The following is a 23,448-nucleotide window of genomic DNA, read 5'->3' on the forward strand; positions in this document are numbered from 1 at the left end:
CTTCTGGACACTATATTCTTTGCCATAATTTTCCTCCAACATCAGAATCACTTGTTATAAATAATCAGCCAGAAAACCCATGACCTTTTGGTCGTGGGATGAATGGCGTCACTTTTAGAAGTGTATATTTTTTTGGGGTGTCACTATGAATATGGCACGTAATGTGCTATTATATATATATGAGTGATCCGTGTCTTACGAAATGAAAAAACTGTATGTATCTAACCATTAAGCAACAGATAACTGAAGAATATCGCTCGTATCTATTCTGTTGAAGAAGGTAAAACAGCTACTTTTCTTGATCTGATGAGACGTGGAATCCAGTAAAAGTACCAGTTAGGGACTAAAGATTATGAATGACAAACAGTATCATAGTGCTTCGCATTGAAAATACCTTATACAGTATCACATTATATGGTGTCCTAAATTCAGATTTTCTGTATTAAAAGGGAATGTTGATGTTGCCCTGAAGAAGATATTACAGAAAATATGTAATGACTATGGATACCTTATAAAAGCACTTGAAGTAATGCCGGATCACATACACATATTTGTAGATGTTCCGCAGACAGTGGCGCCTTGTGGAGTAGTAAGTACACTCAAAAGCATAAGCGCTATTGAACTCTTCAAAGCATTCCCACAACTAAAACAGTTCTATGCAAAATGCGGTGCTCTATGGTCAAGAGGGTATTTTGTATCAACAGTAGGTCACATAAGCGAAGCAACAGTAATTAAATACATCAAGGAACAGAAAAACCATGACAAATCAAGAATACAATAAGCTTCTGAAACAATATCATAAACTTTCTGACAGACATATTTTAGTTGCAGAGACTGATATGCCTTATTCTGATGTACAAAAGGTTGTTGCTCTTTCTGATAAGGTCCGCAAAGCAGGTAACGAACTTGTTGGCCTTATGAGAAAGAATCATGACCAGCTTATACGCACAAAGAAATACCGTAAACTTCTCAATCTATACGGAAATACTGAGAATAAGGTACATCGTAAATCTCTGGCTAAACAGCTTAACGAAATGCAGAAAGTCTATAATGTAACCTGGGATTTTTGCAGGGCTTCCATGATACCTATCGGCAAGAAATACGGCATAGATGCAGTATTCGCTCTCACTAAAGCCGAGGATGTATGGCGTGGTATGGAAAAATGTCTTTATAGTAACGGAGAGATGCTTCATTTTTCCAAGTACGGAGAGCTTCCCTGCATCAGAGCAAAGCAGATAAATCGTGGAATACCTGTCTCTATAAAAGATAATAAAGTGCAGTTTAAACTTGGTAGGATAATGTTTGGGTTGCAGATAAAGGATAGATTTCAAACCGATGAAATAAATGCTGTCATGTCATATCTTGCCAATCCTGAGATTATGGATACAAAAGCGGTGGATACATTTATAGAAGGAGCCCGTTGCATAGACACATACAGACCCTGCTATGCTACTCTTGTTCCCAAATTCATCAGGGGAAAATACAGGGTATACCTTCATCTGACCATTGAAGGCAAAGCGAAGCCTAAATATGATAAGTTTGGCAATCCAAGGCATAAATATGGTAAGGGAATTATAGGTGCTGACATAGGAACACAGACTGTTGCCTATACCTCTGATACGGAAGTCGGATTAAAGAACTTATCTGAACGAGGTAACAGTATACAAGATTCAGAGCGTTTGGAAAGACTGTATTACAGAGCTATGGACAGATCAAGGAGAGCAACTAATCCTCAGAATTACAATGATAACGGTACAGTTAAGAAAGGCAGGAAGTCTTGGAAATACTCAAATCATTACAAGAAACTGCGGGCTAAACATTCTGAGTTATGCCGTATCAATGCAGTAAACAGGCAACTCGCAATAAATGAGGATGCTAATCATTTGAGAAGTCTTGGCGATACATTCATAACAGAACCTAAAAACGCAAGCAAATTGATGAGACAAGTAAAGAAAACAACTAAAAACGCCAAAGGTAAATTCAATAAGAAAAAGCGGTTTGGCAAGTCCATAAAGAATAGATGTCCGGACGGATTCCAAACTACGGTGAAAAATAAATTCAAGGTTTCAGGTGGTACATATATAGAAGTACCAAACAATTATAGAGCGAGCCAGTATGACCACACTGCTGATGATTATATCAAAAAGAAGTTGTCTGACAGAATTTATAAACTCCGAGATGGGACTATGGTTCAAAGAGATTGGTATTCATCATTTTTACTTTACTGTTACGATTGGAAGACTAAAAATGTAGACAAAGACAAATGTATTGCGACTTTTGACAAGTGTCACACAAAAGAAAAAGCCCTGATCGCATGGATCAAGGCTAATAAGATTAAAATACTAAACAGCGGAATTAAGGTAGCTTAAAACAATTAAATATGGGCGATTGACTGTACGTCCTTGTCACAAGACAGAAATTTACCGCTAATGTGGTCGTTGGACTGCTTGGTAATGAAAGTCCTGATTCAAATAGATTTACACCTGTAACTCCAAAGTCTGAAAATGATGTACGATTACAGGCTAGGCTTGGTAATCAGAACCCCACGGGCTTGCCCGTGGAAGCAGTCAGTTATGTGACGATACCATCTTTACAGCATTCCCAAAAGTAAGTATTCTTTAGATATATCGCAAGTTCAGCTTGCGTTTTGCTTAACAGGAGAAAACCATGACCATCCAGCAGATGCCCCACCTCTCTGCGCCGCCATCATCGTAAATGAAGATACCCTTACAACTCCCGGATTCAGGGCTTTTGTCACACTCTTTGCCAATGCCTTGAAATACTACTACAAGAACGAGCCTTTTATCAGGCAGCCGCTTCCGTAAAAAACCCGATTCCGATTTTAACGATTTTTTTGCCGATCAGATCGGTGTCTATATGTCTAAATTAAACTAAAGAAATATGAGTTCACAAAGGAGAAAGCATTATGAACCTGATCAAGAAAAATATATCGATATTGCTGCTGATAATGTCTATGGCGGTGCTTCAGACCGGATGTGAACAAATAAATACACCTGCAATAGAGGAAACCGTTAAAGAAAGCTCGCCGGAATCTGTATCGAAGATCGAATCGGAGTTCGTAAGTGAATCTGTATCCGAAACAGCATCCGAACCTGCAAATGATTCTGTATCGAAAATCGAATCTGAGCCGGCAACTGAATCAGAATCCGCAAATAAATATGATTCCGCAATTGTAAGTTATCTCGGACCCGAGGGAACCTATACCCAGGAAGCCTGTGGTGTGTTTTTCGAAAAAAAAGGAACGTACGCTCCGTATAAAACAGTTTCCGAAGCGGTAGAAGCATTGATCAATGGCGAAAGTAAATATGCAGTAATTCCGCAGGAAAACACCATCGGCGGAGCCGTGACAGACTATGTCGACATCGTTATCAACCAGAAGGAAGTTTCCGTTGTCGGTGAAGTGGAATTGCCCATCAATCAAAATCTCCTGGTTTTGCCCGGGACTGAAGCCGGAAATATAGAAAAGGTATACTCTCACAAGCAGGGCATTGCCCAGGGAAAAGACTGGCTGAAGGAAAATCTTCCGAAGGCTGAGATCATCGAAGTATCCAGTACTGCCGAAGGCGCGAGACTTGTGGCTGAAGAAGGTAATGCCTCTAACGCTGCCATTGCATCTGCTGCCTGTGCCGAGGTCTACGGACTTGAGGTCCTGGCAGCCGGCATACAGAATAATGACAGCAATAAAACCCGGTTCTACGTTCTTTCAAAGGATAATCCGTCTATGGATAAGAACGAAAGAATGGCATTTGTGGCTTCCGGAAAAGCTGAAGGTCTTCCTGGACTTTTGGCTCATCTTGAAAATGCAGGAGCAAAGCTTGTGACGATCCATGACAGACCAAGAAAAACCGAACTTGGTGAGTATAATTATCTCATTGAGTGCTCAGACTTAAGTTATGAAGATTACGAAAAGCTCACAGGAAACCATTCCTTTGAATTCAGGTATCTTGGTGAGTTCCATGTGAAATGATGTTGGTATAAGTGAAGCCTCATATAAAAATATGTGGTAAAATATGCGATATGTATTTCATGAAAAACAATAATTGATTTAGAAAACACATTGATAAAGTAAAGAAACTACATAATTTCAATGAGTACGTTATCGAAAAGATAATGGCAAAAGACTATGACGCTGTAGTTAATTATGAAACTATCAAGGATGCAGATTATGCTTTACCTACGCCTGAGCATTATCTTCCGCTTCTATCAGTGTAGAATAGCAATCGCACTAAAGATTTGGTACAATTATAATAATTATTACTCTGTAGCCTAAAAATGAATGCAAACGTCTGCATTTATAGAGTAACATTTAATATGCATCGTAATATATAAACTTCCTGTAAACATGGAGCACATGCTTTTTGTTTATAAAGCTTTTATTTGAGTCAGATGCCTGTATTACATTACATTGTAAACCAGAGTAGTGTATAATATGTACACAGGAGACACGTCTATGTCAGATCAAAAAGCAAATAATTCTCTGCAAAAATCACTTATCCGCATCAGCGTAATCATTGTTATATTCATATCCCTTTCTGTGGGTTCTTTGTGCTTTGAAATTTACAGAAGAGATATGATAAGCAGATATCAGAACTACGCCGGAGATGCCATCAACTTTCTGAGCAGCTGCATAGACGTTGATGACCTTGAACAATGTATACGCACCGGTGTCAAATCCGATAGTTATAATGAGCTTCAGACTCTTGCCAATGATCTCAAGGAAACCCATGACCTGTTTTTTATATATGTAATTAAGCCGTTAAGAGCTGATCCTCCGGACAACATGATGGATGTCTTAGCTGCATATACTTTATACGAAAAGACATATGAAGCAGATGAACTTACCGATCTTGGAAACTATACCGGAGATGCTTATCCAAGGGATGTAGCCCTTGAGTACCTGCATCGCATGGACACTGATACAACTGTCACTTATTTTAGAAATGATACTGACTTTGGGAAGATATATACCGCAATTCGTCCTCTTATAAATTCAAAAGGAGAACCCGTTGCGGTAATTTGTGGTGATATCCTTATTGATGACATATATAAAGCAGCCTATACATATGCACTTGCGACATTCATAGTTGCACTTATCGCAGGTCTTCTTCTTGTTTTAGCGCTCAATAGATGGTATAACAAGCGGATAGTCAAGCCTATACGAACCCTTGAAAATGCAACCGGCAAAATTGAAGAAAAGTGCCGAAAGCGTGCTCCTGTATCAGAACTTGTTATGGATGAACTTGATATACATACCCATGATGAAATTGAGTCCCTGTCAGTCTCCATCTTCTCTATGGTTGAGGATATCAGAGATTATGCCTCTGACCTGATTAACAAAGAAAAAATATTAAGTGACATGCAGGATAAGAACTCTCAGCTGGAAGCTCTTGCAAACCGTGATTCTCTAACCGGAATAAGAAACAAAACTGCATACGACAATGAAATCAAAAGCCTTGAACGAAACCTTAAGCTTGGACAAACTGAATTTGGAATCGGAGTCGTTGATCTTAATTATCTAAAAAACATCAATGATACTTATGGTCACGAAAAGGGTGATGAAGCTATTAAGAACATTTGTCATATAGTTTGCAATATATTTTCCCGCTCTCCTGTCTTCAGGATAGGCGGTGACGAATTTGCCATAATCCTGAAGGACCAGGACCTTAATAATATTGAAACCCTCATTGAAAGATTCAACAATAAGCTTTCAGCATTGGCAGAAAACAATAAGCTTTCTCCTTGGGAGGCTGTGTCAGCTGCGATCGGCTATGCCACGTATGTATCCTCATCATTTTCTTTTTTTAGTTCTGAAGGACTCGCCTTATCCAGTGTAGACTCATTTCCCTCATTTTCTGATCCATTTTTGGCCAGTGCCGGTTGCATTGTGCTTACGACCATTGCCAAGGACAGCAAAGCCGCACAATACCCCCTTAAACTTCTTTTCATACTATAACCCCTTTCTTTGTACAGAAAATAGTGACCACTGCTGTACAAACTCTTTCATAATTTTACTTTGTATACACAATAAACCTCAATCTGTGTCTGTTATTGTGTCACGATAATTTTGCAATATTTATAAGCTCATCAATATCATATATTTTGCTCTTCTTTATATGTCCCGTTCCATAGTCAAAATACAAGGTATCGTCATATACGTCACATAAGTTAGGCAGAATAGCCAGTTTTTCAAGTTTTTGGTTCATAAGAACCGCAGTCTTGTCTAGTATCGTTTCATCTGACATGATTACATACTGAGCTACTATATAATCACCCATTTCCGTGACATAAGTAAGGCGTGAATCTTCTTCTAAGGTACCTACCAGTTCTCCGGTGGATTTATCGTATATCTCTGGCGCATTTTCCCATGATGAAATGAATCTGTACTTGGAAGTTTCAAATTCCTCATACAGAGATTTGTCCGGTTTTTCATGTTGTTCTTCAGATATCAATGTTCCGTCCTTGGCATCATATTTTTTATGTATTCCGTCATACCATATTACCTCCAAATATGATGTGTCACCTTCTCTTCTGAACTGCTGGTCATACATATTGTCCGGATTATCAAGCTTGACTTGTTTTACGAGCTGATTATTCATATCAAAAATGCTGAAGCTTTTATAATCAAATAACATCAACCCGGATTTATCCGGAAGCACCCGGGCTTCTTCATGAAATACCGAAGCATCATAGGAAGCAAACTCGGCTTCATCATGCAGATCTCTCCTGAGAACGCGAAGTACATTCTCATCTCTGTTTCCCAATACTCCGAATCCATCAGATGTGAACAGGAAATCATTATTTATTTCACCGCTTATACCGGTAACAACATGCCCACCCTTGTCATAAAATGTGACATTCTTATCATTAGTTGAAACAAGGATATATTCATCACCTGCGAAGAACGATGAGATTTTCCTCTCATCGATATAAATAAGCTCTTTTTCGGATAAATCTTTTGGGTCAATAGTTTCCAGAACATTTCCGCATGCTAAATAAACCTTATCTTTTTTTACATTAAGTTTTATCGGATCATCAGTATCAAAGGCACCTTCAAGAGTCGCGGAACCTGCATCAATAACATGAAGTGTACCGCCGCTTTTATCGGTATAATCAGCTCCCATGAACAGAGTGTTTCCAACAAATCCGCCTTCAAAGTGTCCATAGTCAGACTCATCATAAACAAAAATGTCGTTATCTTCGCTTGTAAGATCCAGGATACTGACAGCACCATTATCATAACTGATTGCCAGTTTTGACCCATCTTCGTTTAATGCAAAAATATAGTCTTTAACATTGGTCAAAATGTTGTTTACATGCTTCTTAAGAGTATGTTCTCCCAAAGATTTGGAACTTAGCATTCTCCCATCCTGCATAGAATAAACAAGGCATTTGTTTTCATCAGTGTTTAAGGCCGCAACAATTTTTCCATCACCTGATACTGAAAGAGTAGTTGCCTTGTCTCCCGTCCAAAGAGCTTTTTTATTTTTCAGGTCGTATGCAGTTACCCCGTCATCTCCCGCATAGACAATGGTATCCTCATTTACAAAAGCAACATCTGCCAAAGCAGAATTGATAATCGGTAATTCAACCAGCAGGTTCTGTGTCTTTGTGTCATAAACCGCTGTTTTATAAGCGTAGGTAACCGCAAACTTATCTCCGGAAGGAGAGCCGATAATCACAAATGGAACTGAAGGAAGCGACAGCATCTGTTCATACTTGAACTTGTCCGACAGTTCATAGACCTGAAGTGCATCCGTCAAAGCCTTTTGGGCTTCCGGTGCTAAAGAATCATTAAAAATCGAATCATTTGCCGGTATTGCCTGAAGAGCATAATTCACGGCCTGTTTAACGTTTCCATCTCTCATGGAATCCGCAGAGTATTCCGCAAGGGTCAATGCCTCCTGTCTCTGATGCTGACGTTTCATTCCTATATAAAACAGTCCCGCACCCAAAACCAGTCCTGCTCCTAAAACCGCATAAGAAACAATCATTCTCCGTCTATGCTTTTTTGTTCTTTCATCATCCTTATAAAGATCAAGAAATGCCTTAAGCATTTCGGAAGCAGACTGATATCTTTTATCAGCCTCAGGATGCATTGCTTTTTTTATGATTCTGCATATTTCAGGTCTGCAATAATCAGCAGTTAAAGCTACTACATTCGGAGCCTCAGGATCAGGTCTTACTCCGGAAATGATGTGATAAAGTGTCGCGCCAAGACTATAGATGTCTGAACGAACATCAAGCATCACCTTTTTTCCGTGTTTACCGGTACTGCCATTTGACTTAACTCCGGGATCAGAATTGACGCTGTCTTCAATGATGGAAGTTTTGACTCCATCGAAATCCATATGCGTAGTAAGAATCTCGGTTTTTTCATACGCATCATCCTCGGACCTTATCATCTGACCGTCTATGTAGCTTATTCCATAATGCTCAGGTGATGCATAGCCTCTGCTGTATCCAACCTGAACGGAACCATGTTCACCTAAAGCCAGGGCGATATTGTAGTCTATCAGGCATATATTTCCGTCAGGTTTAAGCATTATATTTGCCGGTTTGATATCGCCGTGTAATATTCCGTAAGGTGGCCGTGTATGAAGATAATTCAAAGCATCAAGTAGCTGACATGCCCACTTGACAACATCTGCCTGCTTTGGAATATTTCCACTTTTCAGGATTTTGTCAAAGCTCTGCCCTTCTATATAATCCATTACGGTATAAACGACTCCGTCTTCTTCTACGTAGTCGTAAACCTGAGGTATATATGTATTGGAAAGTCCCTTTAACAGATCGACTTCTCGTCTCAGGATTTCCTCGCCAACACTCAAAGTTCTTTTATCTGCTTTTAAGACTATCATTTTATTCAAGCGAAGATGTCTGCCAAGATATACAACTCCACCACCGCCTGAACCTATTCTTTCTAATACTTCATATAAATCTGCAATAATCTTCCCCATAACCAAATCCCCTAAAGATTATATCGCCATGGCTCACCATAATCATTTTTCAGCTTCTTTTTTAACGAATGGCCTGTGAGCAAAAATATAATCGTAATGATTAATGCCAATACAGCCGCAGCAATCATTATGACCATACCGCCATATAGAAACTGTTCTGTTAATGTAAGTTCATTCATACTTAATGTACCACCCTATAAAAATACCGATAAACAAAACAATTGCCAGAAACAATAGTTGGATAATCAGTGTTTTGCACCCTTTTTTATTGCCTTGTATCAAACCATTACCATGTTTAGTAACCTTAATAATAATACCGGTATTATCGTCCGGAGATCCCTTTTGGGAAACCATTTCGTGTATTATTGAAAGAGCCTTTTCCGCGTCCCTGTTATCCTTAATATTTCTAAAAGCCGCAGGGATTCTCCTGATATAATCTTCTCCAACCACTTTGTAAATTCCGTCGCAGCAAAGGAAAAACAAATCTCCCTTTTTAACTATCCCGGCGAATCGGTTACAGATTAGATTGTCACTTGTCCCAACAGCTTTAAGTAGTTTGCCATTATTGTCCGCATTAACCACAGGACTAATCTGGTTTTCCCAAATATCATCCCTTGTAACCTGCAGCATTTCACGGCCATCTTTCCTATAAACCCTGCTGTCACCTGCAGAAATAATGCAGAACTTATCTTTGTAAAACACAATGACTGCTACTGTGGAGCCACAGATTGAATTCCGGTTATACCTTAAGAAAATGGTTTTATTTGCTTCTTCAATCGCCTTTTCAAATCCGTCAAAGAGTTCTGTTGGACTTCCTTTATAGGGGCTTAGTATCAAGTCAGCGTGTGACTTGATACTATTCACAACTTCACCGGAAGCAAAATCCCCTTTGGAATGTCCCCCCATTCCATCAGCCACACAGAATACTGCAAAGTCTTCTCTGTTTATCGTAAGCAAAGAGTCCTGATTCGTTTCGGATCTGTCCCCCTTGTCTGTGTATGATGCGTAAATCAATTCAGGTGTTTCTTCGTTATTTCGAGAAAGAAACCACATATGTGTGTCTCCCTATGGTAATCTTCGAATTATTAACTATCAGCTGAGGAATTTCAGGCTTTAACTTAACCCCATTTACTGATGAATGATTTTTTACTCCCTTTACGTCAGTGTAGTAGAAAGTATCATTTGTTACAGACACAATTGCCTGATGTCCATGAACTGTTGTATCATCGCTGAGAACTATATGGTTATCAGGCTGTCTTCCTACCTTTATTTCGTTTATAAGTTCACATCTGAATGATCTTGCAGAGTCAGCTGCATCAGTCAGCATAAAGCGGTATCTCTGCACATCTGCTTCTCCACCGTCCGGTGTCATATAAACCGTTGAGCTGTCCTGTTTCCTCGGTGTAACACCAAGAATTTCTGTCTTTTCATACTCGTCAATCACTTTGGGAGCTACAGGTGAACTTGATGGCACAGGCTTTTTCTTTTTAGATAAAACAACTATCAATACTGTTATAAGAGCAGCAACAGCCAATAAAACCACTCCGCCTATTATTATCATCCCAAATGGGAATTTAATCGTTTCTTCCTTTACCGCCTGTGTTTCAGTAACTTCAACAGCTGCCGTTGTTTGAGCTACAGTTTCAGTCACTTGTTTTTCCTTAAGTGAAAATGGCATGTTAACATTAAAAACAAGAGCTGTACCATCCGAAAGTGTAAGCTTGCTGCTTTGACGTCCTCCTATCCTTGCATCTTCAGGAATAGATGCTTCAAACACGGTTATATCGGTATCTTTTTTTGTGATTTCTGAAACTGTCTGCGCTCCACCCTCTTCCAGAATCAAATACTCACAACCTGTCAGCCTTGAAAGAGCAAACATATTTTCAAGTTCAGAATCATTCTTTCCTGTCTTAAATCCAATCGTATAAACCGGATAGGGTGTATCATCCAGCTTTTTGTTAAGTTCTTCTCTGGTTACACCAATCGGTTTATTATCTACACCATCAGAAAAGATCACTATTCTTGTATATCCAGGATAGTTTTCTGAATTAAGATCATCTATTACATCATAAAGAACATCCGTAAGGTATGTCTCCTGATCTATATTCTCTATTGAATCCACAACATTTTTAAGTGCCGTATAATCACCGGAATACTGGTCCGAAAGATAACCAATCTTATCCGAAAAAGTTGCCAACCTGAAGGTTTCATTTTCCCCATGCGCATCGATTATTCCCTTGATCGATTCTTTTACAAGAGGTCTGGAACTATTGGGAATGGACTTTGAATTATCCACCATTATCAGAGTTCTCATGCTGGAGGAATCTTCAGCTATTTTATAACTTTTTGGATTCTCAGCCGGTATATTTGCTATCTGATAAACAGCTCCGTCATCATTAGAAACGCCGCGAACAAATGCTTTCACCATGTCTTCATCTGCTACGGACTGCATCACCTTCACATTTCCATCTGAATATGCAAATACACTGTTAAGTCCACCCGCTGATAGCACAAGAGCAATCACCATAACTATCAAAAACGATAATCTTTTTTTCATCCCTCATCTACTCCGATCTAAAAAAATGCTAAGGACAGCACCTTTCGGCACTGTCCCTCATCAGAATCATATCCTATATATATTACTGGATCAGGCTTACATCTGCCTTAAGTCTGCTTGATGTTGCAACGTTATCATTCTCAGCTGTTTCGTAATTCTTTGCAATCTCAATCAAATCTGCTGAGTACTCATGACACATATCGTAGATAACCTTCATATCATCATTAAGTCCCTGGAACTGTGTGTTGTATCTCTGCTGAGCCTCGCCTCTCCAGAGTCCGTTTGTAGACTCAACTAGCTGAAGCATCTGATCAGTAACCTTTTTTACTTCATTTGCATGCTCATCAAAACGTGTAGCTTCCTGTCTTAAATCCTGTACATCACTTACTCTTAAAGATGTTAAAATCATAACCTGCCTCCTTAGCAATTAATATTATTGAAACTATTTATCTGTTAAAAAAATCGTTTTATGATTCTTATTGCTGCGAAATCGACTTGTTTGTATCTTCTGCTCTGTTGTATTCCTCAAGGATGTGTGTAAGTCCTTCGATATACTCATCAATGGCAGTCGCAAAGCTCTCAAAGTTAGGCTCTTCTTTTCTGAAATGCTCCTGGAATGCTGTGCTTGCATCACCTTCCCACTTTGTTGTAAGGTTAGTCTGCTCTGTTCTGATATCGTTTGCCTTATTTCTGAAATCTGTATTAAGGGTTCTCAGACGATTGATTACCTCCTGAATATCGTTACTGCTCTTAACATAAATCTCTGCCATTTTTAATTCCTCCTTATTTTTGAATTGTTTTTTAAATGGTCTTTTGAATGGTTATATTTTTAATCATCAGCAACTCTTATTGCTGCCATTTCTGCATTCCTGGTTCTTATCGCGATTTCCTCGATAGCCGCTGCAACTCTTCTTATTCCATTTGCCGTTGTCGAGATATTGTTCTGAACCTTTCTTCCCTTTGCAAGATATGCTTCGGAATTTTCTCCATCCCAGCATCTGTTGATGGATCCCATGGTATTTCCAAGATTACTTGCATTATTATCCATACTGCTGGCGATGGATCTGAGTTTTCTTACGGCATTCATCGCACGCCTAAAATCCATTTGTATCTGCCATGCTGTTTTCATTTTGCACCACTCCTTCTTAGATCAGCTGTACATCAGCTTTAAGCTGTGAAGCCGTCTGGGTATTATGTGTTTCGGATTCTTCATAGATACCTGCCATCTGAAGGATCCTGGTTGGATATGTTCCAAGTCTGTCCAACATGCTGTTTATCTTTTGCTGACTGTCTTCATAATCATTTCTCTGCTTGTTTCCTGCCTCTCCCAGCCAGTAAGCTCTCGTACCCATGATCTCGTTTGTTATCTGAGTTATGTCGTTCCTGATATTTGTAAGATCTGAGTCAATAACCTGTTTCTGTGTTCTTAGCTGTTCAGGTGTCACCCGGAGTGATATGTTAATTGCCATTTTTACTTCCCTCCCTTTACACCGGCATCTGGTCTATCATGTTTGCTATGTTGTTCTCGCACTGTGTATATTCTGAATGTGCGAATCTAAGTTCCTCAAGTATCTTCCCGAAATCTTCGATCATCTTGTTTGTCTTGTCTCTGTCTACTTGAAATGTCTGCAAGAACTCATCATGAGCCTCACCCTCCCACATGTTATTCAATGCATTCATGTGATTAACCATCTCACTGAAATGTCTTATCAGGTTCTGGTAGTGACTGTTATAATCACCGATATCTCCCGAAAACCTTCCCAATTCATTTGCCATTCTCTCAGCCATATTACTTCCTTTCTGGATTTAATTAGTTAAAAAGTCCAAGCAATTCCTGCAATACCTTTGTATCTACCCTGTTAACATTTACATTACCTGATCTGAATAATGAAACTCTGGGGCTTGTGACTTCAAATCCAAACTTACCGTTGCCCATGTTCTCGATGATTTCATCTTCGCATTCATCATATTTTGAGACTATCATTCGGATAGTTTCATAAAGGACCTCTTCCTGTCTTGCCTCTGTCCGCACATTGCTCTGAAGCCTGCTCAATGTAGTTAATACCTGATTCATGCCGCTTAATCCACGAATCATGTGCATTACGTCATCTATTTCATGGTATTTTCTATTTAGTTGATTACTGCCATCTCTTATGGAGTAGCTTGCGCTTCTTACGCCATCTGTACTTATCTGAAACATCTTGTTTTCCCTCTGTCTGACTGTATACTATCACAGCACTCACTTCTATGTACCGGAAGCTGACAAACTGCAATTTAAATCGGATGAGTTGCGCTTTTGATGTTTCTAAACCAGAATCAGGCGGCTTCCGCTTGTGATATAACAGTCAAACAATGAATTACTTTTGGGCAAAATTTCTGCCTGTTTCATTTCATAAAGATTTAAATCATCTTTTTCCCCTACAAGCTTTGTCCTCTCCTTCTGTTCGATCATCTCTGTGATTTCCAGAATAACCTCACCTATTGATACATTCTCATTTAAATTAAAATTGTATGTTTTATCTACCGATGGTACGAAAACATCTACAAAAACCATCCTATACCTCCAGCATTTCATCAAGCATCATATCAACTGAGTCATTGTCTGTTATAAATATGACTTTATCAGGCTCATTATCCCCGGTCCTGAAGCGCTGTGCCTTTATATTGACAAGCGGATACTCAAAAAGCTCTTTAATGTATTCTTCAAACCTCACCATTTCAAGCCTGACCCATCCTTTATGATGAACATCCATTTTTAACGACACAGCTTCCATATTTACTCTGTATAAAAAACAAGAATCAAATTTATGATTCTTCTCATCCAAAAGATAAACTGTCGAAGCTTCCGTTAAGACATCCATTATTTTCACTATTTCGTGAGACGTTTCATAAAGACCATTTTGGCCGGGCATCAGATATTTATCAGTAATAAGCTCACTCATTGCTGTTTTTAATTCTGCCTCATTCGCTGATAACTCAGCTATCTCCTCCGGAAGAACGATTCCTGCTGCTTCTCTTTTAAACAGAAGCAGCAAAAATTCATGCCCTGATAAAAGCACCGCCTTGTTACCGGTCATTTAAGTACCTCCCGCATCTTTCCCTTATAGCTTCTTGAAACGGGAATCATAGAACCATCTGTCAGATAAATAGTGTTCTCACTTCCTACATACTTTTGTATCTTTTTGGTATTGACTATATATCCTCTATGACATCTCTCAAAAAAATCAGGAAGCATTTTTTCAAGATTATCAAGAGTATCATAGTAGCCATATTCTTCTTTCCTTGTCCTTATGTAAACCTTTTTAGAACAGGCTTCAACATATGATATTGCATCAAAAGGAATCCTGGTAACGCCTTCCCTGGTGTCAATACATAAACATTCATCCTCCTTGTTCTCAGGTTTAAGAACCGAGTCAAGAAAATCAAGAAGAGTTTCTTTTATGTCCTTTTCATCTGAGGGCTTAAGCACTATTGCGGATGGCATTATGTCCGGTCTTACGTACTCTTTTGGCGATATTGTCATATCCACCAATAACAGTAACGGACTTTGCGGAAAACTTTTTCTCAGAGTTAAAACACACTCTCTCCCATCATTCTTTGCAAACTCCAGGCAGCAAAAATCGTTAATATCCATCTCATTAATGGCATCAGCAAATTTAAGCCTGTCCTCACATTCAAGGATTCTGCTGCTGTCATCCATCATAATGGCTATTCTTTTCTTTATATATCTTAAGATCAGCTGCCTTTCGCATACATCACTATCAAATATGATTCCGGACACCATATCATTTACCTCTGTACATCGGAAGAACAACCTCAAGTACATTGGTATCATTATCGATCGGAAGCATTCCTCTTCCGGCAGGTCTTACAGCATCCAATGATCTTCTTTCATGATTGTCAAAATTCATATTTGCAACACCCGTCGTGTGAACCATTCCGCCAAAATGTATTCCCTTCTTATCCCTTACAAACATCTTGTAAAGGTCTATAGAAGTTGCAGTTCCGAGGTTATCCTTGTCTACAGTTGCAAACCAGTAAATGTTATGAAGGGCACCCTTATCTATGATCATCTCCATATTTGCCATAATATTTTCCGGCACTCCATCTTCCTTAGGTCGTTTCATCCTCTCTACGAAATCAGGAAGATCTTCGATGAAGATACATACCTTTTTATACTTCTGCATAAAATCAAATATTTCACTTTCCTCAGCATTCTTCCTGATAAGCTCTGCCTTTGCAGCATTTCTTTCAACAAGAACATTTCTGAGAAGGTCGCTAAGATACATACCCCACTCTGCTTCACTCTGGATACATTTTGCTCCTATATCTTCTGCAAATCCTCCAAGGTGTTTTCCAAAGTCCACAATCACAACATCTGCATTCTTCTCCGCAGCTGATGCAGCAAGAACCTTGAGAGCATTGGTCTTACCCTTCTTCTTTGCACCGGTAAGAAGGAATGTATAGATACTGCTAAGGTCTATACCATAGCTTTCTGCAAATCTTGATTCATAACCTACAGGAAGGAATCTGTCGGATTCAAACTGTTTAATTGTTCCAGGCAGCTTTCTGAACTCAGACCATACAGGCTCTGCAGGAATCTCAGGAATCTGTCTTGCAATCTCATTTCCGCCCGATGTCCAGCTCTCCCTCATCTTATCAACTATACCGGCTGCCTCTTTATTCATCTCATTCTCGTTCTCGCCTTTGAGAATAAGTGCTGTCTGGAACTCAAGTATTCTTTCTCCTACCTTTCCGACACCTCGTCCCTTGACACCTGCCTCCGGACTTATACGGACTCTTGAAGCTCTTAAGTAGTTACCGTAATCATAACTATTATTAAGCTCAAGACAGATAGGTGTTTTGATGTTCTGAGCTATGCTGTTAGGAATCTCACCATTTCCTGTTCCTGCAGCCGAAACGATCAGGAATATACCACAGCTGTTTCCTTCCTTGACAAGCTTTTGTATCGCCGCTGTAAATGCATCATCCGTTCTTGAAAGAAGAGATGCAAAGTTATCAATCACAACAAATACAGCAGGTATGGAATCTTTTCCATGTGCCTCTGTATATTGAGCAAAACCGATATCTCCGAGAATGTCTTTTCTTTCTTTCATCATGCGAAGAAGTAAGGTGAAGAACTTCTCGATTCGCTCATTATCATCTCCGTCCTTGATGATTCCACCTATATGAGGTGCCTTTTCAAGCACAGAGAACTTTCTTGCCGAGTACTCCATGATATAGAAGTTCGCCTCTGAAGGTGAATACTTCATCATCATGCCAAACACAAGAGTCTGGAGGAAAGTACTCTTTCCGGTTGTAGGCGCACCAAAAAGAATGATATTTCCATCTCTTGTAAAGTTGACAGCAAATGCCTCCTGTCTCTGGTTCTGAGGGTCATCGTAAAGACCCATGCAAATCTCAATATCCGCAGAATTGCCATGGCTCTTCCAGACTTTACCATCAAATAACTGATCTTCATCAAATCCTGAACCTTTAGGCAGATCTGCAAGTGTCATCATCTCCGGAAGAAGTGGCAGGAACAAACTGAAGTCATGGTCGTAATGGTTCTTCTTTGCCATATAGCCAAGATATGAAACCACAGCCTCTAACTGAGTTCTTTCAGGCTGCTGAGGAAGCTTCTTTTTTGCATTAGTAAATGAACTCTCAGCAGAAACTATAGCTTCTGCATCAAATCCCAGATCCGCAATCTGTTCAAGAAGAGTTATCATATTTTCCCTGTTATTGTCAGTGTCAGGGTAATCAACACCCTTAGACAAAAGATGAGCAATAACCTTCTCCGAAACCTGTCCTTTTCTTGCTCTCTCCATCTCTTTAAGAGATGCACTATCAGCACCGTAAACAGATTTGATCGTATCAAGAAGCTGCTCTATCCAGCATACTTTCTTTTCTCTCTGTTTCTGACTCCTTGCATGATTTCCTTCGAGGGATGAAGTTCCGTCAATATCAAGCATTTGTGCGATATCTGTATTAACATCTGCCTCGTCATCATAGTAAGTTGCCCCTGAGTAACCCGATTGAAACAATTCGTATAACTCATCGTTACCTACCTGAAGGTAACACCTTCCGGACTGTGTAAGATATGCTGCGTCAGGCTTATGGAGCATATCCGTACTATCCTGTCTGCTTTGAACACGAAGACAGAGCTTGAATCTGGAGTTAGCCCATATATCATCGCTGACACTTCCAGCCGGTTTCTGCGTAGCCATAATGAGGTGAATGCCCAGACTTCGACCAACACGTGATACGCTGACGATTTCCTGAATGAATTCCGGCTCTTCCTTCTTCATTTCAGCAAACTCGTCAATTACCATTATCAAATGAGGAAGCGGAACTGCCGCCTCATGATTTTTATACAATTTTGTGTAATCTCTTATATCTTTTACACCATAGCTTGCAAAGAGTGCTTCACGTCTGTCTTTCTCACTCTGAATAGAAAGAAGCGCTCTCTGAATCTGATTTCCGGAAAGGTTGGATATCTGTCCGACCATGTGCGGCAGATCCATAAACAGGTTTGCCATTCCACCGCCCTTGTAATCGATGATAAAGAAACTTACATCATCAGGGCTGAAGTTTATGGCAAGAGAAAGAATATATGTCTGCAACGTCTCCGATTTACCCGAACCGGTAGTACCTGCAACAAGTCCATGAGGGCCATGATATTTCTCATGTATGTCAAGAAAACACGGCGCACCACCGGCCTTTTGACCCACGAGAGCTTTCATGGACTCATAAGTCCTGTTTTTCTTCCAACGGTTTTCAACGTCAAAGTCTTCAAGCTTTTTGGCATTATACATCTCGAAGAAGGTTATGGAAGTAGGAATATCTCCACCTACCTCTACTTCCTGTACTTCAACATTCGCAATCCTCTCTGCAAATGATGAAACCTCTGACACAGTGATTTCATCAAAGTCTATTGCCACTCTGTCTTCAAGATCATCATTGGTGTGATAGCATCCACTGAAGGTCTCGTCATTTTCTATAATAAATTCACACTGATTTGGAAGCTCTTCATAACGCTGTACCATATAAATGGTACTAAGACCGTAACTATCTTCAGGATTCAAAACATACTTAGAAACAAGCTCACCTCCGAGAAATTCCGGTGCTGCCACAATAAGTATATAATACGGTTTTTTTATCTCCTCCCTTGACGAATCATAGTTTGATGCATTATCTATTCTCTGTCTGATTATTTTATTGAGCTCATATAGAACATCGCTGGCTGATTCCTTGTCGCACGCAACATAACGGAAAGTCTTTGTCTCATTCCATACATGAGGAAGCCATTTGGCAAAATCCCACTCATGCCCTATTCCGTTCTTCTTTTCATCATATATGAATACAAGCTTTACATCCGTATATGAATTATTTGCAGCAATCTGTGCAATGAGATTTCGTACCGCAACTATTCCACCATGCATTCTTCTTCCGCCGATAACACCTACCAGTTTCTCCGTCAGAAGATCAACGCACACAGGAACTCCACGCAGTATTGAATATGTCTTTTTTATGTTTGCCGGTATATCGATAAGATTATTATCTGTCATCGAAAATTTATGATCCGGTATCGCTATATCAACTTGAAACGGAAGATTTCCGATACCAAGTCTATGTGTAAGAAAGTCTTTCTGAGAAGAATTTCTACACCACAAAAGAGGCTGGTTCTCATCGTATCTGCAGCATTCCTGCGAAGAAACATACCTGTCTCGTAATGCATAGCTGTTTTTATCATATTTTTCTTTGATTAATTCTTCCTGTTCCTTAAGATATTCACCATACTTAACATTTCTCTTAGTTTCATATTCTTCGTATTCTTTTACAGCTCTTCTCATCCCGCTTATGGCTCTGATAGATCCGATAACTGCTGATGTAACTGCTGTTACAAGTCCAACATACATGAATATTCCTCTGCTCATGCCGGAAACCTGAGAAGCATAAATCATAAATGCACAACCAAGAAGCATGGGCAAAGCCATGCTTATCGCTGAACCAATTGCAGCCAGTACACCTTGATTTTTTATTTCCTCCTTAGGTGCAGGTGGATCATCAATCTTAACTGTGTCCTGCTCAATCTTATTTAAACGTCTTGGGGATCTGTGGAATATTGTAGTAAGTTTCTTATGGCTGACCTTATCGAGAGCAGGAGCCTCGATTTTAATCTTCCTCAACAAATTTTTGTTTATTCTTGCGCCGCTCTCAAAAGTATTAACCGCAATCTCGTTGCCTAAATAAACTATGCGAAGGCCAAATATGTCAATAAAATCACCAAAGCCAAGTCTTACAGCACTCGCCACTCTTCTGTTATTTACGAAACTGCCATTTGCAGAACTATCGTCCTGGAATATATATCCGGTTCCGTCATTATACATTTGGGCATGTGACGAAGATACAAACTGTTTTCCCAAAGTGCAATACTGGATATCATTACCCTCTGCTCTTCCGATCTTTATTGGTGCAGAAATGCCGTTAAGGCTGTAATGATCGTATGTCGAAAAGTATTCATCACTTTCTTTTACCATTATCGAAAGAATATGCCTACCCTCTATCAATATACGAAATTCATTATTTCCTTTTCTTACTGCATCATCCAAAGACGATGCATAGCAATTTCCTTTATTGTCCAGATACTCTAAGTCATATTCATCGGAGCGAACAAAGAACCACTTATTGTCCCTTACTTCCATCTTAAGCTCAAGATCTTTTACCGTATTATAAAGACTCTCCGCCAAAAGAATAGAGTAATCTGCATCATTGATAGCAGGCAAAAGATGGCTCTTGAAAGCATCATGGCTGTATACGGTTATTATTGTGCTCATTTGTTCCCTCCGATATCAAGCACTGCACTTGTCAAATAATCATTTTATCCATTAATAAGGCTTCTAAGCTTCTCCTGGAAGACCTTTTCCTCATCATTCTGAAGCCCCAATGCATAAATCCTATCAATCTGATCATGATTAAAAATAGCAGTCTGGTCAGGACTGATATATCCATCTGGATAAACGCATCCGCAATAATCATATACCTTATCAGCATCATCAGCCGAAGTTCTATGATATCCGAGAATCATAAGTCTCTTTGTAGCTCCTTTAAGAAGCACAACCGTACCAATTGGCAATACTCTATTATAATCAAACATATCATTCCCCCTCAGAAATCTGCTTCTTTATTTCATCCATTGATTCTTCAATCTTTTCGATGAAATTATCTGCCTCATAGTCTCTAAAGCCATACTGAATAACCGTGTCTATCTGCTCTGCATCAAAGCAGAAGACTTCATTATCGTTCACATATCCAATCGGAAATCTGAATCCTGAATAGTCCCAGGCATAATTCTCCCTGCTCTGTGTTACGGGAAGATAACCGCTTATCATAACTCTTCCATCCGATTCCTTTAATACTACAACTGTTCCTATTGGTAATAATTTTTTCGCCATATACTATCCGCAGAATACTGCGCCTCCTTTAGAGATTATTATTTTACTTTTTATTTCTGTATTCAAGAGCTAATGTCCAAATAATCCCTTAAATCCATCCCAAACTGCTTTGGCCTCACCACAGACCGCGTTAACTGCACCGGAAACATCGATATCTAGTTTTACACTTCCTCCAACACCAAGAGTGGCACCTATATCTACTGATAATTTTCCATCACTGTAACCGACCTTCGCATGAGCTCCAATACCATAGTTAAGACTTCCGGTGAGCCCAGCATCGATACCGGCAACTTTAATTCCAGCTTTTCCTGATATTTCACCTGCAATTGCTTCTAACGATGCTTCTGCCATTGCATTCGGCTTAAAATTTCCATATTTATCAAATAATCCAACTGATCCGGTCGCTTTTCCCTCAATCTTCCCTACAGTTACTGTTCCTTTTAGATAACCGCCAAAATCATCACTTCCAAGTTGGGCAAGTCCCTCAGCGTTAAATGCTGTATAGGATGCACCTAATGTGCCTCCGGCTGCTAATAATCCAACATAGCCGCTTGCTTCGGTCTCCCATTTAGAAACATCTACGCTACCCTCAAGTTTTCCATATTTTCCTTGAAGAGTGCCTTTGCCTCCCCAAAACTCACCACTTGGAGTTGATGCCTTCCACTTATGGATCGTTACCTCCTTTTCCATTCCTGCGAAGCCCTTCTTTTTAGCTTCTTTTTCAGACTCAACCCATTTCTTATTTTTCGAATCCCATTCGTGATCAATTAAACTATATTCTTTTTTTAATGGATTTTTCTCTTTTCCGTCTTTGCTCTTTTCTTCGATAAATTTCTTTTTTTGTAAATCCCATTTATATTTTGTTCCTTCATTTTTCCTCAACTTGATCTTCGCATTGATTACATCATTCGGAACTATCTCTTCCGCATTCAACGCTCCCAAGCCAAATAGATATCGAAAGTAAAGAGCGCTAATTGGAATAGCAAATTGGACAATGCTTATAATTTTAGGAAGCCATGATCCATCAAAAATGTCGGATATAACCGAAGCTTGCGCAATACGATTACCACTTGTAATATTTCCGAATTTATCAAGCTTCATTTTTCCTGAAATTGTATTTTCTGTGTTAGCGTATTCATTGGCAATCCTCATGCCCACATTGCCATACTGATTTACTTTTGTACTGCATCTTTTAGCATTAGAATAGCAGGTGTTTAATGCGCTCATTACACCACTATACTTACCTATTGTTCCATAAAGTGAAGCCCGAACATCATTTATCTGATCGCCTAAGTTAGAGATATTACCACTTATACCATCACATATACCGGCTGCCGATCTAAGCCCATCCGTATCTACATTAAAATTGCTCATATATTTACCTCAACTCATGTTTTATGGTTACGTTTTGTATAGTCATAATATACACGCATACTCGGCGTGCCACCCTTATTTCTGATAAACTGCGATTCTGATTGGATGAATAGCATATACTGTCCTCAATACATGTCCCGATTGACATTATATTTTACAAAATTAATTATCAGAAAAATTCCAACAAACAAGAATATTGCCGGAAATAGTGCAAATGCAATTCTTACACCTAACGATATCTCGGATACTGGTACTAACTGCGGAACTCCGTTTATGGTCACATCTAATACTCGATCGGGATCTATATATAATACACAATACTCTATAACTGAAAATACAGTCCCAATAAATAAAAATAAAACACCCAATGATATTTTTGTAGTTGCAGAAATAGCCTTGATATCTTCTCCAAAGGAATAGAAATTATATTTTAATCCTAGATTTTCAAAGTATTTTCTTACAGGTACCTGAATATCAGATGTTGAGAATCTATATGTAAGTATCCCCGTCTCACCTGTGGCATTATCGTATCCCAACTCTTTTTCATAATGATAATTCCAGCTTTTACCTGCAAATGACTCCTGTGAAATTCCAATACTACCAAGTCCGATAGATGATTCATCTGTGGTATTAACATCTATCGTCATGAACTTTCCATTTGGAAATACCTTAACGACATGTCTATATACTCTAGCTACATGAGATACCCCTCTGCCATTAAAATATGTCGAATTCTGCCAATTCAGTTGTATTACCAATACGCCCTGTTCTATAGTACATGCCCACTCAGGATGAACAGAATTAAAATAATCTTTTGCCCCAATATAAATATGTTCAATCTTCTCTTTACTTAAGTTCATGCTCTGATTATTTCTATTAATAACCCAAAATAATTATCACTATACTGTAAAAAAATTCTTAACATATCATTCCCTTTTACGTAACATATCCTTATTTTATCCGATTAACAAACACTCGCTCAACGTGTGTCACCTTTTGTGTCTTAATAAAATCGTAAAGAGAGTCGCCGATGCCATCCAAAAGTCGGCATTGAACCGCTTAAATTATTTGTCTTACATGT

General features: G+C 39.2%; 22 protein-coding genes. 4 read left to right on the top strand and 18 right to left on the bottom strand.

The genetic code is table 11. The annotated features are described in order from the left end of the window. The first annotated feature begins 397 nt into the window (after positions 1-397). From tnpA to G625_RS0105610, 4 genes are all read left to right on the top strand, one after another. Complete coding sequence (tnpA, locus tag G625_RS23450) at positions 398-781, top strand: IS200/IS605 family transposase (protein WP_256377618.1); 384 nt, start codon at positions 398-400, stop codon at positions 779-781. Further along, a complete protein-coding gene (locus G625_RS0105600) occupies positions 759-2,369 on the top strand; it encodes a hypothetical protein (protein ID WP_029200328.1) in 1,611 nt (536 codons plus the stop codon). The genes tnpA and G625_RS0105600 overlap by 23 nt, the downstream gene beginning before the upstream one ends. Before the next feature lie 557 nt (positions 2,370-2,926). Next, the gene (locus G625_RS21060) at positions 2,927-3,988 is read left to right on the top strand and encodes a prephenate dehydratase (RefSeq protein WP_049895747.1); all 1,062 of its coding nucleotides are present in this window, start codon (positions 2,927-2,929) and stop codon (positions 3,986-3,988) included. 483 nt (positions 3,989-4,471) lie between these two features. Then, positions 4,472-5,974: a GGDEF domain-containing protein gene (locus G625_RS0105610; protein ID WP_029200329.1), complete on the top strand. Its 1,503-nt coding sequence runs from the start codon at positions 4,472-4,474 to the stop codon at positions 5,972-5,974. 100 nt (positions 5,975-6,074) lie between these two features. Here the strand turns inward: G625_RS0105610 and G625_RS0105615 are convergent, their stop codons facing one another. From G625_RS0105615 to G625_RS0105700, 18 genes are all read right to left on the bottom strand, one after another. Continuing rightward, positions 6,075-8,978 (bottom strand): protein kinase domain-containing protein, encoded by a 2,904-nt coding sequence (locus G625_RS0105615; RefSeq protein ID WP_029200330.1) that lies wholly within the window; start codon positions 8,976-8,978, stop codon positions 6,075-6,077. Positions 8,979-8,989: 11 nt separating this feature from the next. Then, positions 8,990-9,157: a hypothetical protein gene (locus G625_RS22315; protein WP_156885043.1), complete on the bottom strand. Its 168-nt coding sequence runs from the start codon at positions 9,155-9,157 to the stop codon at positions 8,990-8,992. Further along, complete coding sequence (locus G625_RS0105625; RefSeq protein ID WP_029200331.1) at positions 9,150-10,031, bottom strand: PP2C family protein-serine/threonine phosphatase; 882 nt, start codon at positions 10,029-10,031, stop codon at positions 9,150-9,152. Before G625_RS0105625 ends, G625_RS22315 begins: the two co-directional genes overlap by 8 nt. Then, positions 10,009-11,535, bottom strand: coding sequence for a VWA domain-containing protein (locus tag G625_RS0105630; RefSeq protein WP_044931750.1), 1,527 nt, complete (start codon positions 11,533-11,535; stop codon positions 10,009-10,011). The genes G625_RS0105625 and G625_RS0105630 overlap by 23 nt, the downstream gene beginning before the upstream one ends. Positions 11,536-11,617: 82 nt before the next feature. After that, complete coding sequence (locus G625_RS0105635; protein ID WP_029200333.1) at positions 11,618-11,944, bottom strand: WXG100 family type VII secretion target; 327 nt, start codon at positions 11,942-11,944, stop codon at positions 11,618-11,620. A 67-nt stretch (positions 11,945-12,011) separates the two neighbouring features. After that, positions 12,012-12,305 (bottom strand): WXG100 family type VII secretion target, encoded by a 294-nt coding sequence (locus G625_RS0105640; protein WP_029200334.1) that lies wholly within the window; start codon positions 12,303-12,305, stop codon positions 12,012-12,014. Positions 12,306-12,364: 59 nt separating this feature from the next. Then, on the bottom strand, positions 12,365-12,664 hold the full coding sequence (locus G625_RS0105645; protein WP_029200335.1) for a hypothetical protein: 300 nt from the start codon (positions 12,662-12,664) through the stop codon (positions 12,365-12,367). Between the two features lie 16 nt (positions 12,665-12,680). Then, complete coding sequence (locus tag G625_RS0105650) at positions 12,681-13,004, bottom strand: WXG100 family type VII secretion target (protein ID WP_029200336.1); 324 nt, start codon at positions 13,002-13,004, stop codon at positions 12,681-12,683. A 16-nt stretch (positions 13,005-13,020) separates the two neighbouring features. Further along, positions 13,021-13,323 carry a WXG100 family type VII secretion target gene (locus tag G625_RS0105655; RefSeq protein ID WP_029200337.1) on the bottom strand — a complete coding sequence of 101 codons (303 nt, stop codon included), beginning with the start codon at positions 13,321-13,323 and terminating at the stop codon, positions 13,021-13,023. Between the two features lie 22 nt (positions 13,324-13,345). Further along, the gene (locus G625_RS0105660; protein ID WP_029200338.1) at positions 13,346-13,735 is read right to left on the bottom strand and encodes a hypothetical protein; all 390 of its coding nucleotides are present in this window, start codon (positions 13,733-13,735) and stop codon (positions 13,346-13,348) included. 105 nt (positions 13,736-13,840) lie between these two features. Beyond that, entirely contained in the window at positions 13,841-14,089 is a 249-nt protein-coding gene (locus G625_RS0105665) for a hypothetical protein (protein ID WP_029200339.1), read from the bottom strand. Between the two features lies 1 nt (position 14,090). Further along, a complete protein-coding gene (locus tag G625_RS0105670; RefSeq protein ID WP_029200340.1) occupies positions 14,091-14,612 on the bottom strand; it encodes a hypothetical protein in 522 nt (173 codons plus the stop codon). Further along, positions 14,609-15,319, bottom strand: a complete 711-nt coding sequence (locus G625_RS0105675) for a LytR/AlgR family response regulator transcription factor (RefSeq protein ID WP_029200341.1) — start codon at positions 15,317-15,319, stop codon at positions 14,609-14,611. The genes G625_RS0105670 and G625_RS0105675 overlap by 4 nt, the downstream gene beginning before the upstream one ends. A 1-nt stretch (position 15,320) precedes the next feature. After that, positions 15,321-20,375, bottom strand: coding sequence for an FtsK/SpoIIIE domain-containing protein (locus tag G625_RS0105680; RefSeq protein ID WP_029200342.1), 5,055 nt, complete (start codon positions 20,373-20,375; stop codon positions 15,321-15,323). A gap of 44 nt (positions 20,376-20,419) precedes the next feature. Continuing rightward, positions 20,420-20,695 carry a DUF4176 domain-containing protein gene (locus tag G625_RS0105685; protein ID WP_044931754.1) on the bottom strand — a complete coding sequence of 92 codons (276 nt, stop codon included), beginning with the start codon at positions 20,693-20,695 and terminating at the stop codon, positions 20,420-20,422. 1 nt (position 20,696) lies between these two features. Beyond that, positions 20,697-20,993: a DUF4176 domain-containing protein gene (locus G625_RS0105690; protein ID WP_029200344.1), complete on the bottom strand. Its 297-nt coding sequence runs from the start codon at positions 20,991-20,993 to the stop codon at positions 20,697-20,699. Positions 20,994-21,062: 69 nt separating this feature from the next. Next, entirely contained in the window at positions 21,063-22,367 is a 1,305-nt protein-coding gene (locus G625_RS0105695; RefSeq protein ID WP_029200345.1) for a hypothetical protein, read from the bottom strand. A gap of 125 nt (positions 22,368-22,492) precedes the next feature. Further along, entirely contained in the window at positions 22,493-23,227 is a 735-nt protein-coding gene (locus G625_RS0105700) for a hypothetical protein (protein WP_029200346.1), read from the bottom strand. Positions 23,228-23,448 lie beyond the last annotated feature (221 nt).

Origin of the sequence: Oribacterium sp. NK2B42, assembly GCF_000424445.1 — a bacterium.
Taxonomy (GTDB): Bacteria; Bacillota; Clostridia; order Lachnospirales; family Lachnospiraceae; genus Oribacterium.

Coding starts and splice junctions, on each gene's coding strand:
- G625_RS22315 (WP_156885043.1), bottom strand. CDS start 9,157: ATGAATGAACTTACATTAACAGAACAGTTTCTATATGGCGGTATGGTC.
- G625_RS0105610 (WP_029200329.1), top strand. CDS start 4,472: ATGTCAGATCAAAAAGCAAATAATTCTCTGCAAAAATCACTTATCCGC.
- G625_RS0105670 (WP_029200340.1), bottom strand. CDS start 14,612: ATGACCGGTAACAAGGCGGTGCTTTTATCAGGGCATGAATTTTTGCTG.
- G625_RS0105685 (WP_044931754.1), bottom strand. CDS start 20,695: ATGTTTGATTATAATAGAGTATTGCCAATTGGTACGGTTGTGCTTCTT.
- G625_RS0105665 (WP_029200339.1), bottom strand. CDS start 14,089: ATGGTTTTTGTAGATGTTTTCGTACCATCGGTAGATAAAACATACAAT.
- G625_RS0105650 (WP_029200336.1), bottom strand. CDS start 13,004: ATGGCAATTAACATATCACTCCGGGTGACACCTGAACAGCTAAGAACA.
- G625_RS0105660 (WP_029200338.1), bottom strand. CDS start 13,735: ATGTTTCAGATAAGTACAGATGGCGTAAGAAGCGCAAGCTACTCCATA.
- G625_RS0105635 (WP_029200333.1), bottom strand. CDS start 11,944: ATGATTTTAACATCTTTAAGAGTAAGTGATGTACAGGATTTAAGACAG.
- G625_RS0105695 (WP_029200345.1), bottom strand. CDS start 22,367: ATGAGCAATTTTAATGTAGATACGGATGGGCTTAGATCGGCAGCCGGT.
- G625_RS0105630 (WP_044931750.1), bottom strand. CDS start 11,535: ATGAAAAAAAGATTATCGTTTTTGATAGTTATGGTGATTGCTCTTGTG.
- G625_RS0105645 (WP_029200335.1), bottom strand. CDS start 12,664: ATGAAAACAGCATGGCAGATACAAATGGATTTTAGGCGTGCGATGAAT.
- G625_RS0105600 (WP_029200328.1), top strand. CDS start 759: ATGACAAATCAAGAATACAATAAGCTTCTGAAACAATATCATAAACTT.
- G625_RS0105675 (WP_029200341.1), bottom strand. CDS start 15,319: ATGGTGTCCGGAATCATATTTGATAGTGATGTATGCGAAAGGCAGCTG.
- G625_RS0105655 (WP_029200337.1), bottom strand. CDS start 13,323: ATGGCTGAGAGAATGGCAAATGAATTGGGAAGGTTTTCGGGAGATATC.
- G625_RS21060 (WP_049895747.1), top strand. CDS start 2,927: ATGAACCTGATCAAGAAAAATATATCGATATTGCTGCTGATAATGTCT.
- G625_RS0105615 (WP_029200330.1), bottom strand. CDS start 8,978: ATGGGGAAGATTATTGCAGATTTATATGAAGTATTAGAAAGAATAGGT.
- G625_RS0105690 (WP_029200344.1), bottom strand. CDS start 20,993: ATGGCGAAAAAATTATTACCAATAGGAACAGTTGTAGTATTAAAGGAA.
- G625_RS0105640 (WP_029200334.1), bottom strand. CDS start 12,305: ATGGCAGAGATTTATGTTAAGAGCAGTAACGATATTCAGGAGGTAATC.
- G625_RS0105625 (WP_029200331.1), bottom strand. CDS start 10,031: ATGTGGTTTCTTTCTCGAAATAACGAAGAAACACCTGAATTGATTTAC.
- G625_RS0105680 (WP_029200342.1), bottom strand. CDS start 20,375: ATGAGCACAATAATAACCGTATACAGCCATGATGCTTTCAAGAGCCAT.
- G625_RS0105700 (WP_029200346.1), bottom strand. CDS start 23,227: ATGAACTTAAGTAAAGAGAAGATTGAACATATTTATATTGGGGCAAAA.